The 20,352-nt window shown below is 65.7% G+C and carries 9 protein-coding genes and 1 pseudogene; 8 read left to right on the forward strand and 2 right to left on the reverse strand.

The genetic code is table 11. The annotated features are described in order from the left end of the window. Positions 1 to 252: 252 nt before the first annotated feature. Positions 253 to 570: pseudogene (locus AB0M26_RS29390) on the forward strand (transposase); the annotation flags it as partial. Positions 571 to 583: 13 nt separating this feature from the next. On the opposite strand, the gene AB0M26_RS29395 reads toward AB0M26_RS29390, so the two are convergent. Both AB0M26_RS29395 and AB0M26_RS29400 read right to left on the reverse strand, forming a co-directional pair. Continuing rightward, positions 584 to 6,418 carry a type I polyketide synthase gene (locus AB0M26_RS29395; RefSeq protein WP_365265691.1) on the reverse strand — a complete coding sequence of 1,945 codons (5,835 nt, stop codon included), beginning with the start codon at positions 6,416 to 6,418 and terminating at the stop codon, positions 584 to 586. Then, complete coding sequence (locus tag AB0M26_RS29400; RefSeq protein WP_365265693.1) at positions 6,411 to 13,154, reverse strand: type I polyketide synthase; 6,744 nt, start codon at positions 13,152 to 13,154, stop codon at positions 6,411 to 6,413. Before AB0M26_RS29400 ends, AB0M26_RS29395 begins: the two co-directional genes overlap by 8 nt. A 627-nt stretch (positions 13,155 to 13,781) precedes the next feature. On the opposite strand from AB0M26_RS29400, the gene AB0M26_RS29405 reads away from it, so the two are divergent. The 7 genes from AB0M26_RS29405 (at position 13,782) to AB0M26_RS29435 (ending at position 20,257) form a co-directional block, all read left to right on the forward strand. Continuing rightward, positions 13,782 to 15,494 (forward strand): AMP-binding protein, encoded by a 1,713-nt coding sequence (locus tag AB0M26_RS29405; RefSeq protein WP_365265695.1) that lies wholly within the window; start codon positions 13,782 to 13,784, stop codon positions 15,492 to 15,494. Then, positions 15,491 to 16,357, forward strand: a complete 867-nt coding sequence (locus AB0M26_RS29410) for a ferritin-like domain-containing protein (RefSeq protein WP_365265697.1) — start codon at positions 15,491 to 15,493, stop codon at positions 16,355 to 16,357. The genes AB0M26_RS29405 and AB0M26_RS29410 overlap by 4 nt, the downstream gene beginning before the upstream one ends. Beyond that, positions 16,354 to 16,884: a PaaI family thioesterase gene (locus AB0M26_RS29415; protein ID WP_365265699.1), complete on the forward strand. Its 531-nt coding sequence runs from the start codon at positions 16,354 to 16,356 to the stop codon at positions 16,882 to 16,884. Before AB0M26_RS29410 ends, AB0M26_RS29415 begins: the two co-directional genes overlap by 4 nt. Beyond that, a complete protein-coding gene (locus tag AB0M26_RS29420) occupies positions 16,881 to 17,156 on the forward strand; it encodes an acyl carrier protein (RefSeq protein ID WP_365265701.1) in 276 nt (91 codons plus the stop codon). Before AB0M26_RS29415 ends, AB0M26_RS29420 begins: the two co-directional genes overlap by 4 nt. Further along, positions 17,153 to 18,019, forward strand: a complete 867-nt coding sequence (locus tag AB0M26_RS29425; RefSeq protein WP_365265703.1) for a class I SAM-dependent methyltransferase — start codon at positions 17,153 to 17,155, stop codon at positions 18,017 to 18,019. The genes AB0M26_RS29420 and AB0M26_RS29425 overlap by 4 nt, the downstream gene beginning before the upstream one ends. Positions 18,020 to 18,036: 17 nt before the next feature. Continuing rightward, entirely contained in the window at positions 18,037 to 18,888 is an 852-nt protein-coding gene (locus AB0M26_RS29430) for an acyl-ACP desaturase (RefSeq protein WP_365265705.1), read from the forward strand. A 172-nt stretch (positions 18,889 to 19,060) separates the two neighbouring features. Continuing rightward, positions 19,061 to 20,257 carry a cytochrome P450 gene (locus AB0M26_RS29435; RefSeq protein WP_365265707.1) on the forward strand — a complete coding sequence of 399 codons (1,197 nt, stop codon included), beginning with the start codon at positions 19,061 to 19,063 and terminating at the stop codon, positions 20,255 to 20,257. Positions 20,258 to 20,352: the final 95 nt, after the last annotated feature.

The raw sequence follows: 20,352 nt of genomic DNA on the forward strand, positions 1-20,352 counted from the left end.
TGAACGGACCTATCCAGGACGGCTCCGACGCCGTGATCACACCAGCCACAACAAGATCATCTCATCCCTGACCAGGGGTTACGGGACAACCTTTAGAGGGCCGGGCCGACGGCCGGGCCGCACGCCCATTATCCGGACAGGCCGTGCTGGCCAGGCGGTCCTCGCATCTCGCGTGCTCCGCTCACCACTCATGCGTGCGCGATGGCAACGAGCCGCTATCGCCTGGGGTTCATCAGGGAGGAATTCGGAGGAGCGGCGGACCGCTGGACCTGGATCCTGATCCTCGCTCACACCCAGCTCCGGCTCGCCCGGCCGCTCGCCGCGGACCTCCGCCCCCCTGGGAGAAACCCGCTACCTTCGGCCGGCTCACCCCGGCCCGGTCTGCTGGAGGTTTCCGGAACATCCGCTCTCCTCGCCTGCCCGGCCCGTGTTCCCAAACCCCAAGGCGCCGGCCCCGGACAGCCAAGCGGCATCAAAAACAAACACCGGGCACCCCGCTACGACGTCGGCAAGATCGTCAAACGCCCTGAGACCCTCAAAGCCATCGGCAAGCCCGGAAGAACTTGGTAGATAAAGAACGAGCTCAGAGGACAATGTCGTGCATCCAGTCACGTATCAAGGCCGCCGTATCCGGGGCATGGTCCTCCATCATCGTGAAATGATTACCGCGGGCGGTGGCTACTGTATGGTTGAGCGGCCAGACGGGTTCCCAGTCCGCCGGCCAGCCCTCCAACGGAGTGCCGGCACGCACGAACAGCTCCGGGACCGGAAGTTCGGTGGGCGCCCAGTCGAATGTCCCGTAGTGCAACATGGCGGTGATCCAGCCGTCATCACCGGGCGTCGCGTATTTCGGGTCCCTCAACCGTTGCTGCAGTTCCTCGCCCAGACCGGGTAGCAGATCCTTCAACTGTTCGTACTGGCTGGGGGGGTAGCTGTCCAGCACTACGACACCGGTCGGTGGGGTGCCCTGGTCGCACAGGAAGCGGGCGAGTGCATGGGCCACCAGACCGCCGGAGGAATGACCGGTGAGTATGAACGGCCGCTTTCCCAGTGCTGCACGCAGACCGGCTGCGTGCATCTCCAGCAGTACATCCCGCGTTTGGGGAAGGGCCTCACTGGTGAGGAAACCCGGCTCTCGCAGGGCCCAGACATCTCGTTCGCGTTGAAACGACCTCGCGAGGCGTACAAGATGCACCGGATCGGACTTGCCTGCGAGCGCGGTGGCGCATACCAGTGCTGGTCCTTCCGGGCCACGGGCCACCTGGATCGGTTGGGGGATTCGCGGCAGCTCGTCCAGCGAGGCGAATGTCGCGCGTTGTTTCTCCCGTCCGGTGGCCTTGGCATGGACGACGAGCTCGTGGACGGTCCCTGTGCCCCTGTCCGCGGCCGGTTCGCCCTCACCCCGGGCCAGCACCTCCATCAGGTGCCGGACCAGCAACACCGGTGTGGGATGGTCGAAGGTGAGGGTCGGCCGCAGTCGTAGGCCCAGTGCGTCACTGAGGTGGTTACGGATGCGGACCGCGGCCAGTGAGTCCACGCCCATCTCCAGGAACCCCGAGCGCGGGCTGATCTCGTCCGTGCCGTCGTGCCCGAGGGTCACCGAGACTTTCTCGAGTACCAGATCGAGCAGCGCCTGTTCCCTCTCCGGCAGGCCAATGAGGTCGAGCTGCTGACGCAGATTCCAGTCAGGGTGCACGGGCTCGCTGACAAGCTCCCGCAGCAGCGGATTGGTCTGGCCGTGCAGGTCAAGCCGCGCGGGCACGAGCACCGGGTCGGGGAGCGCAAGCGCGGCATCGAACAGCGCCAGCGCCTCCTCCGTGGACAGTGATGTGGCATCCGAGTCGAGATGGCGGGTCATGTCGCTGCGTTCCGCCCACAGGCCCCAGGCAAGCGAGACCGCGGGGAGTCCTCGCGCACGCCGGTGGTGGGCCAGCGCGTCGAGCACGGCGTTCGCAGCGGCGTAGTTCGACTGGCCCGCGCTGCCGGCAGTGGCGGCGGCCGAGGAGAACAGCACGAACGCCTTGAGAGGCAGGTCTTGCGTCAGTTCGTGCAGGATGATCGCGGCCTCCGCCTTCGGCCGAAGGACAGCATCGAGGCGGTCCCGCGTCATGGTCATCACCACGCCGTCGTCGAGTACCCCGGCCGCATGGACGACGATCGTCGGCTGGTGTGTATCGAACAGTTCGGCCACTCCCGCCCGATCCGCGACGTCGCAAGCGGCTACGGTGACGGTGGCACCCAGTGCGGTGAGTTCGTCCCGCAACCCGGCCGCGTCGCGCCGACGGCTGACCAGGATCAGCCGGCGCACCCCGTGCGCGGTGACCAGGTGACGGGCCAGCAGCTTCCCGAGCGTGCCGGTGCCTCCGGTGATCAGCACGTTGTCCTCAGCCCCGGCGAACTTCGCCGACACCCGCGGGTAGGCCCGTACCAGGCGGCGTGCCAGCACCTGCCCGCCCCGCAAGGCGACCTCTGGTTCATCCGCAGCCAGGGCAGCAGTGATCGTCAGTGGCGTGATCTCGTCGGCGTCGAGTAGGACGAACCGGCCGGGTTCCTCGGTCTGGGCCGACCGAACCAAGCCGATAACGGCCGCGCCGGCCAGATCAGGGACGTCGTCGCCGGTCCTGGCCGCCACCGCGCCCGAGGTGAGGAAAACCAGCCTGGAGTAGGCGAACTCAGGAGTCGTGCTCCACTGCTGGACCAGCCTCAGTGCGCGATGTGCGGATTCCCGCACCAAACCGCTGGATCCGGCGACGAGCACCGCGCTCGGCGCTGGCAGACCTGCCGAGAGCGCCCTCGCCAGTGCCGGTAGATCCGGAAAGACAGGGAAGTGGTCCGTGTCGAAACCCACGGCCGCAATGGTCTCCGACGCGACGCCGCTCGCTGTGCGCACGTCGATCCACTTGTTCCGAAAGAGCGCGTCTCGTGGGATGTCACTTCGTACGGCCGCCGATCGCAATACCAGAGAGTCCACCGACAACACCGGCGTGCCCTGGCCGTCGGTCACGGTCAGTCGCACCCTCTCGTCGACGGACCTGCATAGCCGCACCCGCAGCGTGGTCGGTCCAGTCGTGTGCGCGGTCACACCGCTCCACGCGAAGGGCAGCATAGGTCCGTCAGTTCTGTCGGCTTCTCCGGCCTCGCTGCTGAATCCGATGGCGTGCAATGCAGCATCCAACAGCGCCGGATGGACCACAAAGCCGCTTGTGTGGAGCGGACACACCACTTCGGCGAAGACCTCGTTGTCCCGCCGCCACACAGTTTGCAACCCCTGGAACGTGGGGCCGTAGCGTAGCCCGTGGCCCACCAGCGTGGAGTAATGGCCTGTGTGCGGGACCACCTCCGCGCCAGCGGGTGGCCACGCGTCAAGCATCTCAGGCTGGGCGTGTTCCGTGCTGAGCACGCCTTCACCGTGCCGCACCCAGTCTGCACCATCGACTCTTGCATGGAGGGTCAGTCTGCGCCGCCCGGAGTTGTCCGGACTCCCGACTCGTAGCTGCACGGTGGCCGCACCGTCGTCGGGCAGAACCAAGGGCAGTGCCAGAGTGAGTTCCTCCACCGTGGCGCAGCCGGCCGAAGCGCCAGCGCACAGCGCGAATTCGAGCCAGGCGGTTCCGGGCAGAATCACCTCTTCCATCACCCGGTGATCGGCCAACCAGGGGGAGGACAGGACCGACAGACGCCCGGTCAGAACCAGCTCGCCACGGTCTGCCAGCTCAACTACCGTATCCAGGATGGGGTGTTGACGACCGCTTCTGGACTCACCCGGTGTCAGCCAGTACCGCTTGCGTTCGAAGGGGTAGGTGTGCAGCTCAGTAAAGCCATGCGATTCCGGTCCTGCCCAGGCCGTCCACCGCGGACGGAGACCGCGGACGAATAGCTCGGCCAGTGAGGCGAGGAGCGTTCCGCGCCCGTTAGCCTCGCGGCGCAGTGACCCTACGACCACGCCCTTGTCGCCGACCGTCTCGAGCACCGCTGGGACCAGTACGGGATGCGGACTAACCTCCACGAAGAACGAGTATCCCTGCGCGGCGAGCCCAGCGACGGCCTCGTCGAACCTCACCGGCATGCGCAGGTTCCGGTACCAGTAACCGGCGTCCAACTCGGTTCCGGGGAGCACGGCGCCCGCTACTGCGGAGTGGAACGGGATGACCGTGGCCTTCGGTGATATCGGCGCCAACTCGGTGAGAACGAGGTCGCGAACGAGCTCTACCTGAGGGGAATGGGACGCGTAGTCCACGGCCAGCTTGCGTACCCGGACACCTGACTCGGTCAAGTCCGCCAACAGGACATCGAGCACGTCGGTATCGCCGGCGATCACCGCCGACGCCGGTCCGTTGACCGTAGCGATCGACAGCCGCTCGCCCAGGCGGGGCCGCAGTTCGTCTGCTGGCATGTCCACCGAAGCCATGCCACCGCGGCCGGATAGCGCGGTCAGTGCGTGCGCGCGCCGGGCGACCACCAATGCCGCGTCTTCGAGGGAGAGAGCACCGGCAAGGTGTGCGGCGGCGATCTCACCCTGGCTGTGCCCCACTACTGCATCCGGCTCGATACCGCAGGAGCGCCAGAGGCCGGCGAGCGAGACCATGACTGCGAACAACGTCGGCTGCAGGACGTCCACTCGCTCCAGCGAGGGTGCGTCCGGCTGCTGTCGCAGCACCGCGAGCAGGTCCCAGTCGACATGCGGCGTCAGCGCGTCGGCGCAGCGGTGGACGTGCTCCCGGAACACCGGGGACTCCTCCAGCAGGTCGCGTGCCATTCCCGCCCACTGACCGCCCTGGCCGGGAAAAACGAACACCACCTTGCCCGTCAGGTCAGCCGTACCTGTGATCAGTCCCGGTAGTGCGCTTCCCTGGCTCAACGCGGTCAATCCGGGCCGCGGATCGGTGTCGAGCACCACGGCACGACGCTCGAACGTGCTGCGGGAGGTGACCAGGGCGTGCGCGACACGGGCCGGTTCTGTACCGTCCACATCCGACAGCAGCTGTCTGGCCCGGGCGCGCAGTGCGGAATCGCTCCGGGCCGAAAGCACCCAGGGCAGCTGCTTCGCTTCGCCGGTCTCCGACGGTTTGGCGGACGGCGCCTCTTCGAGGATCACATGGGCATTGGTGCCACTGATACCGAACGCGGATACCCCCGCGCGCCGGGGCTGGCCGTCGCTCGCCTGCCATTGGCGGCTTTCGGTGAGCAACTCCACCGCACCGGAGCTCCAGTCCACATGCGACGAGGGGCTGTCCACGTGCAACGTCTTCGGAAGGGTCTGGTGCCTCAGCGCCAGCACCACCTTGAGTACTCCGGCGATGCCAGCCGCGGCCTGAGTGTGCCCGATGTTCGACTTCACTGACCCGAGTGCCAACGGCGTTTCCCGGTCACGGCCGTAAACGGCCTGCAACGCGGACGCCTCGATCGGGTCGCCTAGCGGGGTACCTGTCCCGTGTGCCTCGACAGCGTCCACCTCCGAGCCGCGCAGCTCGGCATTGGCCAGCGCGTCGCGGATGACCCGCTGCTGCGAGAGTCCATTCGGCGCGGCCAGCCCATTTGAAGCGCCGTCGGAGTTGATCGCGGTACCCCGTATCACGGCCAGCACCGGGTGACCGTGGGCAAGGGCGTCTGTCAGCCGCTCGACGAGCACGACCCCGGCGCCCTCTCCCCAGCCCACGCCATCCGCCGCCTCAGCGAACGCTTTGCAGCGGCCGTCCGCGGCGAGACCGCCAATGCTCTTGAATGCGACGAACACGCCGGGCGTGGACATCACCAAGGCACCTCCAGCCAGCGCGAGATCGCACTCTCCGGAGCGCAGCGATCGAACTGCCAGGTGCAATGCCACTAGTGAGGAAGAGCACGCAGTGTCAATCGAGAGCGACGGGCCCTCCAATCCGAGCAAATAGGCGACTCGCCCGGACAGCACGCTCGCCGCGGTGGATGTCGCCAGGTGGTCACCAAGCTCGTTGTCGTGGGCGGCCTCCAGCAACCCGCGATAGTCATGGTCGCTGGTCCCGGTGAACACCCCGGTCCGGGAGCCGCGCAGCGACAGCGGGTCAATTCCGGCACGCTCCACCGCCTCCCACGAGATCTCCAGCATGAGCCTCTGCTGAGGGTCCATCGACAGGGCCTCACGGGGACCGATCCCGAAGAAGCCCGCGTCGAACCAGGCCGGGTCGGACAGGAACGCCCCCAGGCCGGTGAACTCGTCCGACCAGCCGCGGTCCGTGGGGAAGGGTGTGACCGTGTCCCGGCCGGCGTCGATCAGCTGCCAGAGCCCGTTCGGGTCGTTCACTCCACCGGGGTACCGGCAGCCCATGCCCACGATGGCGATCGGCTCGTGTGCACTCGCCTCGGCTGCTTGCAGCCGTTCCCGGGTATTCGTCAGCGCGGTGGTGAGGCGCTGCAGGGTGTCGAGCAACTTGCTGTCGTCAGTCATCGAGGCTGCCCTTCGCTGCCAAGACGAGTTCTTGTTCGGCGAGACTCAGTACGGTGTCGCGATCCACTGCCTCGCCTTCGGCCTCTGCCGGGCGTTCAGGTGCGACAGCTGCGGCCGGGGCGAGTTCGACGTGGAGCCAGTCGGCCAGCGCGCTGGGCGTGGGATGGTCGAACAACGTGCTGGCAGGAACCCGCAGTCCAGTCACCGCGCTCAGCTGGTTGCGCAACTCCACTAGGCCCAGGGAGCTGAGTCCCTGCTCATGGAAGGGCTTCCCGGGCCGGACCGTGGTGACCGAGTCGTGCCCGAGTACCTGGAGGGTGTGGTGGCACACTAGATCGCGCAGCGTACGGACACGCGCGGCCCGCGACATTCCGGCAAGCCGCTGCATGAGCGAGGAGTTCTCCGCAGACGGCACAGCAGCCCTGGTCTGCCGTGCTTCGGGCAGCTCGGCGAGCAAGGGGCTGTGCCGGGTGATGGAGAACACAGAAAGGAATCGCGCCCAGTCGACGTCCGCGATCAGCAGCCCGGACTCGTCCCGTGCGAAGGCCAGGGTCAGCGCAGCGATCGCCAAATCCGGGTCAAGCACAGTCATGCCGTTGCGGCGTAGTCGCGCGCCCACGATCTCCGCGTCCGCACCGTCCACCGCCATGCCGCTGGCCCCCCATGGGCCCCAAGCCACCGACGTGGCCGCCAGCCCGTCGGTGCGACGTTGTTCAGCCAGCGCATCGAGGTACGCATTTGCTGCCGCATAGTTTGCCTGGCTGGCGTTGCCGACCGCTCCTGTGGCGGAGGAGAACAGCACGAACGCCTTCAGTTCCCCCGCTAGCTCGTGGAAGTTCCTCGCGCCTGCGACCTTGGCACGCAAGACTCGCGCGAGCCGCTGCGGATCCAGCGCGTCGATCACGCCGTCGTCGAGCACCCCGGCCGCGTGTGCAACGGCGGCCAGAGGGCGATCCTCGGGGATCCCGGCGAGCAGGGCTGCCACCGCTTCCCGGTCGGCCACGTCACAGGCAGCGACCTCAACCTCGGCTCCGAGTGCGGTCAGTTCGGCGACCAGCCCGGGATCACTTGCATGCCTGCCTATCAGGAGTAGTCGTTCGACGCCTGCAGCAGCGAGCCACCGGGCAAGGTGTCTGCCCAACGCACCGAACGCTCCGCTGATGAGGGTGGTCCCGCGCAACGGCCAGTCGCGTTGAGGTCCGGCTCCGACTGGCGTGTGCAGCAGGCGTCGGACGAACACTCCGCAGGAGCGCACGGCGACCTGATCCTCCGCTGAGGCGAGTACACCCGCCAATCGTTGCGCCGCCGCGGAATCTACCGTGGGAGGGAGATCGACCAGTCCGCCCCACCGCTGAGGGTGCTCCAGCGCCGCTACCCGGCCAAGTCCCCAGACCATGGCCTGCCCCGGGCTGTTGAGCCGGTCGTCGTGGCCCGTGGACACCGCCCCCTGCGTCGCGCACCACAACGGCACTTCGAGTTCGGCATCTCCCATGGCCTGGATCAACGCCGTGGTCATTGCGAGCCCAGCGGGTACGACGGCCGCTCCTGGAATAGCCCGCTCCTCCAGCGCGAGCAGGGACAACACGCCGTCGATCGCTACGCCATCCGTTACCGACGCGAGGCGCTCGACGATCTCCGTACGGCTCGCGCCAATACCGATCGGCAGCCGCCAGGCGCCAAGCGTGTCGCCGAGTGGTTCCGGAACGGGCAGGTCCTCGGAGTGCGCGATCAGCCAGTTCCTCCGACTGGGGGCGTGGTCTGCCGCCGGGTGCCAGGCTATGCGGTATCGCAGTCGGTCCATCGCGGCCTTACGGTCATGGGTTCGCCGCCACTGCGCCATCGCGGGCAGCAGATCGCTGAACTTCTGGTCGGTTCTCATGCCCAGTAGGTCGTTGAGGCATTGAAGGTCTCCGCGCTCGACTGCTTCCCAGAACGCCGAATCCGTCCGTGCGGAGCGGTTCTCGACCGCATCGGGCATCAGCCAGAATCGCTTGCGCTGGAAGGCGTACGTGGGCAGGTCCACGCTTCGCGCCCCGCTTCCGGCATACCACGCCGACCAGTCCGGCCCGTGGCCGCGGACATGTAGCGCCGCGACGGCGACGATCACGTCGTTGTGGAGCAGGGTGGGGATCACTGCCGCGTCGCCGCTTTCTTTGAGGCAGTCGGCGGCCATCTCGGTGAGCGTCGTCTGAGGTCCCAGTTCCAGGAATGTGGTGACGTCCTCATCCTGTAGTGTCCGCATTCCGTCGAGGAACCTGACGGTGCCCCGTGCCTGGCGGACCCAGTACTCGGGGGAACACAGCTCCTCGGTTGTGGCCAGGCGCCCCGTCAGGTCGGACACGACGGGGATCTCGGGTGGGTGATAGCTCAGGCTCTCCGCGACTGCGCGGAATTCGTCGAGTATGGGATCCACCAAAGCGGAATGGAAAGCGTGACTGACCTGCAGGCGCTTGGTCCTGCGCCCCTGAGCACGGAACTGCTCCGCCAGCGCGAGGGTCGCCGCTTCGGTGCCGGAGATCACTACCGACCGGGGCCCGTTAACAGCCGCCAGCGACACACCTGGAGGCAACTGTGAGACCTCGTCCTCCGACGCCGTCACCGCGTACATCGCGCCCTTCCCGGGCAAGGCCTGCATGAGCGAGCCCCGCGCCGCGACCAGCGTGCACGCGTCCCGCAGGGACAGCACCCCGGCCAGATGGGCGGCGGTCAGCTCACCGATGGAGTGTCCCATCAGCATGTTCGGCCGGATGCCCCAACTCGCGAACAGCCGAAACAGTGCCACCTGAAGCGCGAACAGACCAGTTTGGGCGAACTCCGTCCGGTCGAGGCGTCGCTGATCCTTGCCGAACACCGTCTCCTTCACCGGCAGGCCCAGCCCGGTGCACACCTCGTCGAAAGCGCTGGCGAAGACGGGATACGTGGCATACAGCTTGCGTCCCATGCCCACCTGCTGGCTGCCCTGACCGGTGAACAGGAAGGCCAAGCCGCCCTCAACCACCGCGCCAGCGGTGAGGTCGGTATCAGGTCTGCCTGATGCCAGCGCGGTCAGCGAGCGCCGCAGACGCTCCCGGTCACCGCCGGTGAGTACGGCCCGGTGCGGCAGTGCCGACCGCGTCGTGGCCAGCGAGAAGCCGATGTCGCGCGCGCTGAGATCCGGGTGGGCGTCCCAGTGCACGGCCAGCCGTCCGGCCTGGGCCCTCAGAGCTGCTTCCGAATCGGCCGAGACGGTCCACAACGTCCAGTCGGATTCATCGGGCTCTGCCGGAGTCTCCGCCTCGGCAGGCGGCAGTTGAAGGATCACGTGGGCATTGGTCCCGCCGATCCCGAACGACGACACACCCGCCCGCCGAGGCGAGCCGTCATCAGGCCACGGCGTCTGCTCGGTCACCAACCGCAGCCCCCCGTCCCAATCCACGTGGGAGCTGGGCTGGCGGACGTTCAGGGTGGCTGGGACCAGCCCATTCCGCATTGCCAGCACCATCTTGATCACCCCTGCCGCGCCGGCCGCGGCCTGTGTGTGGCCGATGTTGGATTTCACCGAGCCCACCAGCAGTGGCCGGTCCGGCGGCCGGTGCGCACCATATGCCTCCAGCAGGGCCCCGGCTTCGATCGGGTCACCGAGCTTCGTGCCAGTGCCGTGAGCCTCCACTACGTCCACGTCCGACGGTCGCAGCCGGGCGTCAGCGAGTGCGGAAAGCAGCAGCCGGTGCTGTGCTTCGCCACTGGGCGCGGTAAGCCCGTTGCTCGCGCCATCCGCGTTGACAGCCGAGCCCGCGATTAGAGCGAGCACCGGATGACCGTTTCGACGCGCGTCTGAGTACCGCTCCAGAACGAACATCCCACCGCCCTCAGCCCAGACGGTGCCGTCAGCGCCCTCGGCAAAGGGTTTGACCCGTGCGTCCGGCGCAAGCCCGCCCTGGCGGCTGAACTCCACGAACACCATCGGTGAGGACAGAACCGTCACCGCGCCCGCCAGTGCCAGCGAGCACTCGCCACGGCGCAGTGCGCCAGCGGCGACGTGCAGCCCGACCAGCGACGACGAGCACGCTGTGTCGATGGACAGACTGGGCCCCTGCAAACCGAGGGTGTACGAGATCCGGCCGGAGGCCACGCTGGTTGCGGTCCCGATCGCCAAATGTGTTCGCGTGGTCACAGCGGCGTACCCAGGGCCGGTGCCGTAGTCGTTGTGGGTCAGCCCGGCGAAGACTCCGGTATCGCTGCCGCGCAGCGACACTGGGTCGATGCGGGCCCGTTCGAACGCTTCCCAGCACAGTTCGAGCAACAACCGCTGCTGCGGGTCCATTTCGAGGGCCTCGTGCTGACCGATCCCGAAGAAGGCGGGATCGAACTCGGCGGCGTCGTGGAGGAACCCGCCCTTGCGCACGTAACTGGTGTCCGGCCGCCGCCGTTCCGGGTCGTACAGGGCGGATAGGTCCCAGCCGCGGTCCTCTGGCATCGACGAAACGACGTCACGGCCCTCGGCGACCAACCGCCATAGGTCCTCCGGGGACTGCACCCCGCCGGGAAACCTGCAGCTCATCCCCACGATGGCGATCGGCTCGTCCGAACCACCCCGGCGCGGGACCACGGCGACCGGCTGGGGTGCGGGGTTGTCCAGGTACGCGGCCAGCCGATTCGGGGTCGGGTGGTCGAACAACGCGGTCGTGGGGATCCTCAGCCCGGTCCGCTTGCGCAACCGGTCCACCAGCGTCACGGCCGCCACGGAGTCCAGTCCGAGCTCGAAGAACGATCGGTCAGGCCCGTAGTCACCCTTGATCATCGCCTCAGCCTCGGTCCGGATCAACCGCCGCAGATCCCTCGGCCGGGAGGCAGCACGGGCGGGCTCGCGCTCTGCGGTGGGCAGGTGCGTGCGCCTGCCGCCCCAGCCGCGGAAGACTGCGGGCCAGTCCACCGGGACCCCGTGGGTGTGCAACTCGCCAAGAGTGCCGAGCACGGCATGCAGATCGGACTGACCGCCGCGCAGCGCGGCGGTCACGAGCACGTTCCGTGCGACGGACTCGGGCACTGATTCTTCGACCAGCGCGGCGAGCACTCCGTTGGCGCTCATGTCCACGTAGGTGTCCACGCCGGTCGTGTCGAGGCTGTTCACGCAGTTGAGGAAGTGCCCGGTGCCCCGCACCTGGGCGCCCCAGTACTCAGGCAGGCAGACCACATCGGCGTCCAGTCCGAGCGACGTGTGCACGGGGACGAGCGGAATGCGGGGTAGTTGCGGCGAGAGGCCACGGGCGAATTCTTCAAAGTCACCGACCATCGCGGCCATGTGCGGGGAATGAAAGGCCCGGTCGACCGGCAACTGCTTCACCCTGCGGCCACGGTCCGACCACAGTCCGGCGATCCGCATCACCGTGTCTCGGTCCCCGGAGACGACGACCGAGTTCGGGGCGTTCACGGCGGAAATCCCAGCCAGATGCTCGGACCCGGCCAGCGACCCCAGCGCCTCCGACTCGGAGACGCGCATCGCGACCATCACACCGCCGACGGGTGTCTTCTCACGGAAGAGCCTGACCCGCTCAGCCAGCAACGCGGCTACATCAGCAAGCGAGTACACCCCGGCCACCGTCGCAGCGGCCAGTTCGCCCACCGAGTGCCCGACCACGAAGTCCGGGTGCACACCCCAGTGCTCGAACTGCCGAAACAGCGCAACCTGGAGCGCGAACAGCGCATCCTGTGTGTACATCGCCTCGTCGACGGGCGCGACCTCAGTACGTCGGCCATCGCCCACCAGCAGGTCGCGCACCGACCAGGTGCTCACCTCGTCCAGGTGGCGGCACACCTCGTCGAGCGCGTCGGCGAACACGTCGAACAACGGGTACAACTCGCGCCCCATACCCGGTCGCTGCCCACCCTCGCCGGGAAAGAGGAAAGCTACCTTGCGCCCGGACTCAGCCCTCGTCGCGTCACCCTTGCCGCCCGCGAGTTCGCCGAGCCGTTCGGCGAGCTCCGCACGGTCACCGCCGAGGACCACGGCCCGATGTGGCAGGTGCGGCCGCGCGACCGCCAGTGTGTGCGCGGTATCCAGCAGGTTCAAGCTGTCGGGCTCCGTCAAGTGGACGCGCAGGCCTTCCGCTTTGCGGCGGAGGGCCTCGGCGCTGTCTGCTGACAGCAACAACGGCAGCGTTCGGACCGCGACCCTGGTCGACGACAACGTACGCTTGGGGGGTTCTGACAGCACCAACGCGCAGGCGGTTCCGGCGCCGTCCGCGGAGATGAGTACCGCGGTCAGTCGGCGGTGCATGTCGGGAGGAGCACCGGCACCTGGCATCTGCCGCCTGCTGAGCAGGACCGGCATCTCCAGAAGAGCCGTCACCGATTCTTCCTGGTCTCCCGTCTCTTCATCGTCGAACAGGCTGTCCAGTGCGGCCTCGCCATAGTGGTACCCACGCCGCCACAGGAACTGGATGCTCTCGTGATCCAACTCTGCGCGCGCACAAGCCTGCCGCACGACCTCCCCTCTGCCCAGCGCACCAGCGTCGATCACGCAGTAGATCGGATCACTGTCGGCCAACGCGTTTGGAACCGATTTGAGGACCAGGAAACTGCTCCTTCCATCGGGAGACACCACACCGGCGAGCGCGAGTTCGGCGTCGCCTGCCTGAATGGACCGGCAGGCGACGTGCACCACGCCGGCAGGCAGGATGTCCAAGGTCAAGACAGGCCCGAGAACACCCAGTTGTGTAGCCAACAGATCAGCCTGCGCCGTGGCGAACACCCCCACGGCTCTGTTCCGCAGTCGGTCCGGAACAATTGCGGAATTTTCCAGCGCTCGTAGCATTGCTGCGACCGGCGGAACTGTCGACTGGCTGCGTGACAAACCGATGACCGCGATTGGCGTCGGACGAGCAAGGCTACTGGGTCGCATATGACCACCTGTCATGTATCGTCGACCAGCAGTTTTCCGAACGAAGGCTGCAGGAATCCCCCGAGTGAATGGCTGGACACTTGGGTCAACCAAGGGCTGGAACAACGGGATTGTCCAGCCTGTCCGAGCCATCTGCCCACCGTCAAGCATCGGGACGAGCGATCTGGCGTCCTAGTAATGCGACTAGTTCTTTTCAGTCGCCGCCTGGGCGTTGCAGAGCCCGATGATACGGTCTCCGGCATCGAATTCGACGCCTTGCGATTCTTGGTCCGCCACATGATTGTCGCCGGTGCTCGACATCTTATGAGCGTGCCGGCGGGGGCCAGGGTGAGCCGAACTGCTCCGAGCCGCCGCAAAGATCTCCTTCTCCTGTCGTCCTTGGTCTCCAGACGCTGCGGGCCTGTGAGCGCCCTGTGACCTCCGGTGCTCGAGGCTTGCGCACTGAAGCGAACCGAGCCCTATTGACTACCGAAGGGAGTCAGCGTGCAGCGACCAATGCGACCTGCCCTGCTGGACGGGGAGACTCTGGTTGAGAGCCTCGCCCAGTTGGCAAAGGTGTCACCCGATTCCCGCGCGCGGTTCCCCGCGGCGGCAGACGAGATCACCGCGGCAGAGCTCGGCTTCGCGTCAGCGGCGGCCGCGCACGAGTTCCTGCACGCCGGAGTGCGCCCCGGAGAGATCGTGGGCGTGTTGGTCCCCACCGCAGCCAGGTTCCTCACGACGCTCTTCGGGCTTTGGCGGGCCGGGGCAGCGTTGAGCGTGCTACCGGTCCAGGTCGGTTTCGGTGACGTGCAGGGCGCCGCTCGCCGACTCGCACGCATCGCGGCCGCTGCGGGTATGCGCCACATCATCCTGGACCCCGACTACGACGTCCTCGGCCGGGAACTTCGTACGTCGAGTACCAACTTGACTCTGTTGCCCCCGCCTTCGCCCAGCGGAGTCGGCAGCGAGCTCACCCTGCCTACTGTCAATCCCGACGCACTTGCCATCGTCCAGTTCACCTCAGGCAGCACGAGCCTGCCCAAGGGCGTGATGCTGCCTCAGCGGACCACCATGGCCGGTCTCCAAGCCTGTGTGACCTCGGGCGCCTTCAGCCCCGACGACGTGTTCGTCCAGTGGGTGCCGACCTTCCATGACATGGGTCTGATCGGCATGCTGTCGCACTGGCTCAACGGTGCCGACGTCCATGTCTTCCCGCCGACCAGCTTCCTCCTGCAGCCAGGAGCGGTACTCGAACACTTCGCCGCTCACGGTGGAACCATGATCACCGGCCCCAACTTCTCCTACGACTACATGCTCAACAACGTGCCCGCGGAACAACTGGCGTCGCTCGATCTGTCGAGCTGGCGGCTGGCGTTCAACGGCGCCGAACCGGTCAGTGCGGCCACCATCCGGCGCTTCGCCGAGGCTCTGGCGCCCAGCGGTGTCGCCCCATCAGTGATGTACCCGGTGTACGGCATGGCCGAGGCCACCCTGTCGATCAGTTACCCCCGCCCCGGCGACACGGCCCGGATCCGCGCCGTGGACCGCAAGGAACTGGCCAGAACCGGTGTCGTGCGCACTATCGAGGAGACCTCACCCGCAGCCAAGCCAGTCGTCTCGGTGGGCCGCGCTGTGCACGGCATCGAACTACGGATCGTTGGCGAGGACGGGAAGGTCGCCGTCGACGGAACGCTCGGGGAGATTCAGATAGCCGGGCAGCCTGTGACTACCGGTTACTTCCGCAATCCCGAGGCGACAGCGGCGGCGTTCGACAACGGCTGGCTGCGCACCGGCGACCTCGGTTTCCTACTTGACGGCGAACTGTACGTCACCGGGCGACGTAAGGAGATGGTCGTGGTACGGGGCCAGAACTTCTTCCCCGACGACGTCGAGCAGGTCGCGCGCACCGTGCCCGGCGTGTACCGCCAGCGCTGCGTCGCCTTCTCCGACACCGATTGGGACGGCGGCGAACGGATTGGAGTCATCGTGGAGGCCAGTCAGGATCCTGACTGGGTGCGCGAAGAGGTGCGCAGCCGGGTTGCCGCAGAGCTGGACCTTTCCCAGGTGCAGATCTACGTGGTCAAGCCCCGCTGGATCCCGCGTACCACCAGCGGCAAGTGGCAACGCCTACTGGCCGCTCGGCGAGTCACTGCTGGTGGCGACGAAGGGGTAGCCCCCACCATTGACAGTTCAGATCAAGGAGGACAGGTGTGAGCGTCAAAACGAAATCGCCTGCCCGTGTGCCCCTGCTAGAAGAAGAGCGGATGCACAGCGCCCGGGTCTTCGCCGGCTATCAGCATGCGACCTGGGAAATGCATCACATACCATGGGAAGAATTCCGATCCGACCTTGTGCTCCCCGAGCACATTGTGTTCGTCAAGGGCGCCATCGTGGGCGAGTCCAATGTCATTGCCGCTACCCACGGACTGCTCAACGAGTTCGATACTGACTACGACTTCTCGCAGTTCGCGTGCATCTGGGGTTACCAGGAGATCCAGCATCACCTCGCCTTCCAGACCTGGCTGCAACTGGCGGGAAACAGCATCGAACACAGCACGATCGCCTCGATGCGCGAGGCGTACCCACCGGGAGTTACCAGGGCAGCCACCCTGGCCACCAACGTTATCTGCGAGGTGCTGGCGACGCACGCCTACAAGTGTGTCTCCCGCAGCATGCAGGAACCGGTGCTCGCCGAAATCCTCAAAAAGGTCAGCGGCGACGAAGCGCGGCACGCGCGGGAGTTCGTCCACTATACAGCGCAGCAACTCTCCGAGAAACCGGAGGAATGCGCGTCGGTATTGGAGACTCTCTACATCTATATGGGGACCTCGCGCGATCTGTACCGCCATCCAGTCAGCCGGTTCAAGGGGAACCTGCCTGAGCTGGAAAACCACGAGAGTATCGATGAGATGTTCGCCTACTTCGCAGAGGTAGACGAAGGCGGCACGGAATGGGCGAAGTGCTGCGAGCAACTGTTCAGGTACTTCTCCACTCTCACCGGATACCAGCTGACGAAGATGTCCGAGGTGCGGCGTGCGATCGCCGAGGAGTCGTTGAGGGGAATGGCCTCCGTATGAGCACCGCTCAGCACGCAGCCAGCGACGAGATCGAATTCCCCTGGCACTCGGAGCCCTCCTTCAACTGCTTCGGTTGCTCTCCGCACAATCCGATCGGGCTCAAGCTACGCATGCAACGGCAGCCGAACGGCGACTACGCAACCGAGGCGACGTTCTCGGAAAACTACGCGTCCTACCCGGGCATCGTACACGGCGGCATTGTGAACGTGCTGTTGGACGAGGTGATGGGCGACACCCTCGCGCTGGTCCACGGCATGCTCGCGTTCACGGTCACCTTGCGCAGCAAGATGCTGCTCCCCCTCGAGGTAGGAGAGCGGTATCTGACCGCCGCGCGGATCAGCGGCCAGGGCAATGGGGTGCTGCACACCGAGGCCGAGATTACCGGGCCCGGTAACGAGCTGCACGTAATGGCCACCGGCACCTATCAGCCGATCCGCTCCGAACAGGCAAAAAAACTGATGAAGCTGGACGACACCGCCTTCGGCCGCGTCCGGCACTACTTCGACCACGGAACAGGAAAAGCATGACTCCCGAGTTCACCACCCACGAAGAGATTGCTGCCGTCATCACCGAGTTCCTAGCAACCGAATTGAATACCTCTGCCTCCCAGATAGGTGGCGGCGATGTGCTCAAGAACCTGCCCGGTGCGGACTCACTGAGGCTGCTGCGCGTGGTGTCACAACTGGAACGCCAGTGGGACATCGAGTTGAGCGACGAGGCAGTATTCGCCGCGAGGACTGTCGACGACCTGGTCACTTTGATCGAGAAGTACGTCAGCGGGGAACCGGAGAAGTCATGACCACGCTCCCCCCACAAGAGGCGGTCCAGGCCACCAACCTGCACTATGAGCTGCCTGCCGAGCTGTTCGGCATCTACCTCGACGGGCGGCTCAAGTACAGCTCCGGGCTCTTCACAGATGAGTGCACGGACCTCGACCAGGCGCAGACGAGAAAGCTGCACTTTGTCGCTCATCAGCTCGGCCTGACCGGCGGTGAGCAACTACTCGACATCGGCTGCGGTTGGGGCAGCCTGATCCTGTTCATGGCGCAGGAGTACGGCTGCAATGCCACCGGAGTAACCCCGTCTCGCCCGCAGGCCGAGTACATCCGGACCCAGGCGGAGAAGGCCGGCGTGTCCCAGTTGATCACGCTCGAGGTCGGTTCGTTCACCGACGTCGAGCCGCGAGGGCCATTCGATGCAGCCACCATGCTCGGCTCGATCGTCCACATGCCGAACCGGTCTGCCGTGCTGCGCAGGGTGTATGGGCTGTTGCGACACGGCGGTTCGCTGTACCTGTCGGAAAGCTGCTTCCGCGACCACGCCACCTACGAGGAGTTCTCACGGCGACCGGGTACCAAACACGTCACCGAGGGCATATTCGGATTCGCCGACATGGTGCCACTCTCGGTGCTAGTGGAGGCGGTGGAGTCAGCCAGATTCAGTCTCACCGCACTCGCCGACCTAACCGCGCACTACCACCGCACCATTGACGAGTGGCAACGGCGGCTTGAGGCCGGGCGTGACCGCGTCGAACTGGTGGCACCCGGTATGAGTGAGCCACTCATCCGATATCTCCAAACGGCCAACGCAGGATGGGGCTACACCACGAAACACTACGCGCTGAGCGCAGTGAAATCGCGGATGCGCCGAACGGGGGCATGATGACCGAAACTCTGCCCGTGTCCGATACGCGGCAGTCAGCGCGGTTCGTCGCCCCCGAGGAGATTGGGGAGTTGGCCCGGAAGGCAGTGAGCCGCGCCGAGACGAGGCAGTGGTCGATCGATGAGCTGTCCTGGGCGGCACTGCGGCCGGAGGAACTCACCGAAACCGACCGCTCAGTGGTCCGGTTCATCACCTTTATCGAGGACCACATCCCTGGGTATCTCACCTACTTCTTGGACGCCCTTCCCGTGTCAGGCACAGATCTGGCGATCGAGGAGATCTGCTTCAACCGGGAGTACTTCCGGTTTCTGATCTCCTGGGCGAACGACGAGGAACGCCACGCCGCGGTGCTGACCAGGTATCAGATCGAGGCCGGCATGAGCAGCCCCGAGGTACTGACGCGAGAGCTGGCCGAGGAAGGCCGGAAGAAGTTCGCGCTGCCCTACGAGAACCCGGTACAGGCATTCACCTACACGTTGGTCCAGGAGAAGGCCACACAGTTGTTCTACCAGCGGTTCAAGGCGGTGGCCAACGAGCCGGTACTGCGTGACCTGCTGCATCGGCTGGCCAGGGACGAGGCGCGGCATTTCGCCTTCTACTCCGAGCTCGTCGGCGCCTACATCAAGCGGCACGGGCTCGCGGCGACCGTGCCAGATCTCAAAGACGTTCTGTCCACCTTTCGAATGCCGCTGGCGGACACGCTGAACGGCTACTGGCGTTGGTCACTAAAAATCATGGACGCCACATCGTACGACCACACCGAGGCATACGAAGCGCTGGTCCGCCTTGTGCGGGACTTCGCCACGTCGAGAGGCAACGCGTCAGCCATCGACCTGGCCGAGTTCGTTCACCGGATCCGTGGGATGTGACCGGCGCGCACTCTCGAATCACTGCGACATCTTGGGAGATTTGCGACCATGCGGCTGGTTGCCCAACCAGACGCGAGGCGCGTTGAAGGTCCGTGGGGATGCTGTCGTACTAGACCAGCTCGTTGTGTCACCTCATACGGGATGGACGCACAAAACACAGGGCAGGATTGCCATGACCACGAATTTCGATCCACGAGATCCTTTGGTACGCATTGACCCATACCCCATCTATCGACGCCTCCGTGAGACCGATCCAGTTCATCGATCACATTTCGGCTATTGGATTATTTCTCGCTACGACGATGTCGACGCTGTTCTGCGCGCGCCCGGGGTTTCGAGTGAGTTCTATAGAAACGCGACCTGGGCAAACCGGCGCGGCGGACGGGACAGTCCGCTCGTCCGAAGTGTGCAAAATTGGATGCTCATGCTTGACGGGCCAGCGCACAGACGCATCCGCAGCGTGATCGGCAGCGTCTTCACGCGATCCTCCGTTGAACGACTTCGGCCACGGATAGCAGCTGAGGCCGAGCGACTGCTCGACGCCATGGGTGGAGGTGAGATCGACCTGATTGACGGACTCGCACTGCCCCTTCCCGTAACCGTGACTTGCGAACTTCTGGGCTTGCCCACACAGGATCGAGGCCGGTGTCGACGTTGGACGGAACAAATAAGCAGGGTGATCGACCCCTCAATAGTGACCGAGGATACGGCCGAAATGAATTCCGCTGAAGTGGAATTTCGAGGATATATTTTCGACCAACTCGAAAAGCGAAGGTCCACGCCTCGTGAAGACATCTTGTCTCTCCTCGCTCACACTGAGGTCGATGGAGTCCGGCTAACTGACGACGAGATCATCGCCAACGTCCTGTTTCTATTCGTCGCCGGCCATGAAACAACAGTCAACCTGATCGGAAACGGGTTGTTGGCATTGCTCCGACATCCAGATCAGTTGCAGTTGCTGCGATACAACCCCGAGATGATCAGCGATTCCATGGACGAGATCACGCGATACGACCCGCCCGTACAGATCGTCTCGAGACTGCTGACCGAAAAGGTCACCGTTCAGGACGTCACGCTTCCCGAGCGGGCGAAGGTGATGTTGCTCCTCGGGGCGGCCAGTCGTGACCCAGCACGCTATCCCGACCCCGACCGCCTCGACTTGACTCGCACCGGAATAAGAACGCTGGCTTTCAGCAGCGGGCCACACTATTGCATCGGCGCCGCACTCGGAAGGCTTGAGACCTCTATGGTGCTCACGGAACTGCTACGCCGCTACGCCAAGATCGAGCTCACCACCGAGGACCTGGCCTGGCGACCGAACGTCAGCTTCCGCGGCCTACAGGAGCTGCGACTCAGGCTGACGTTCTAATACTCCAGTGCGGTTTTGTGATCTATCCAGTGGGTCCGTCGGCGGATCGTCGTTGGTAGTGGCTGCGTCGGGCTGTTGCTTGGTGGCGTCTGCGC

Source organism: Streptomyces sp. NPDC051776 (assembly GCF_040681345.1).
GTDB lineage: Bacteria > Actinomycetota > Actinomycetes > Streptomycetales > Streptomycetaceae > Streptomyces.

Excerpts from the sequence above, each read along its gene's own strand:
- AB0M26_RS29395 (WP_365265691.1), bottom strand. The coding sequence starts at position 6,418 with ATGACTGACGACAGCAAGTTGCTCGACACCCTGCAGCGCCTCACCACC.
- AB0M26_RS29415 (WP_365265699.1), top strand. The coding sequence starts at position 16,354 with ATGAGCACCGCTCAGCACGCAGCCAGCGACGAGATCGAATTCCCCTGG.
- AB0M26_RS29420 (WP_365265701.1), top strand. The coding sequence starts at position 16,881 with ATGACTCCCGAGTTCACCACCCACGAAGAGATTGCTGCCGTCATCACC.
- AB0M26_RS29425 (WP_365265703.1), top strand. The coding sequence starts at position 17,153 with ATGACCACGCTCCCCCCACAAGAGGCGGTCCAGGCCACCAACCTGCAC.
- AB0M26_RS29435 (WP_365265707.1), top strand. The coding sequence starts at position 19,061 with ATGACCACGAATTTCGATCCACGAGATCCTTTGGTACGCATTGACCCA.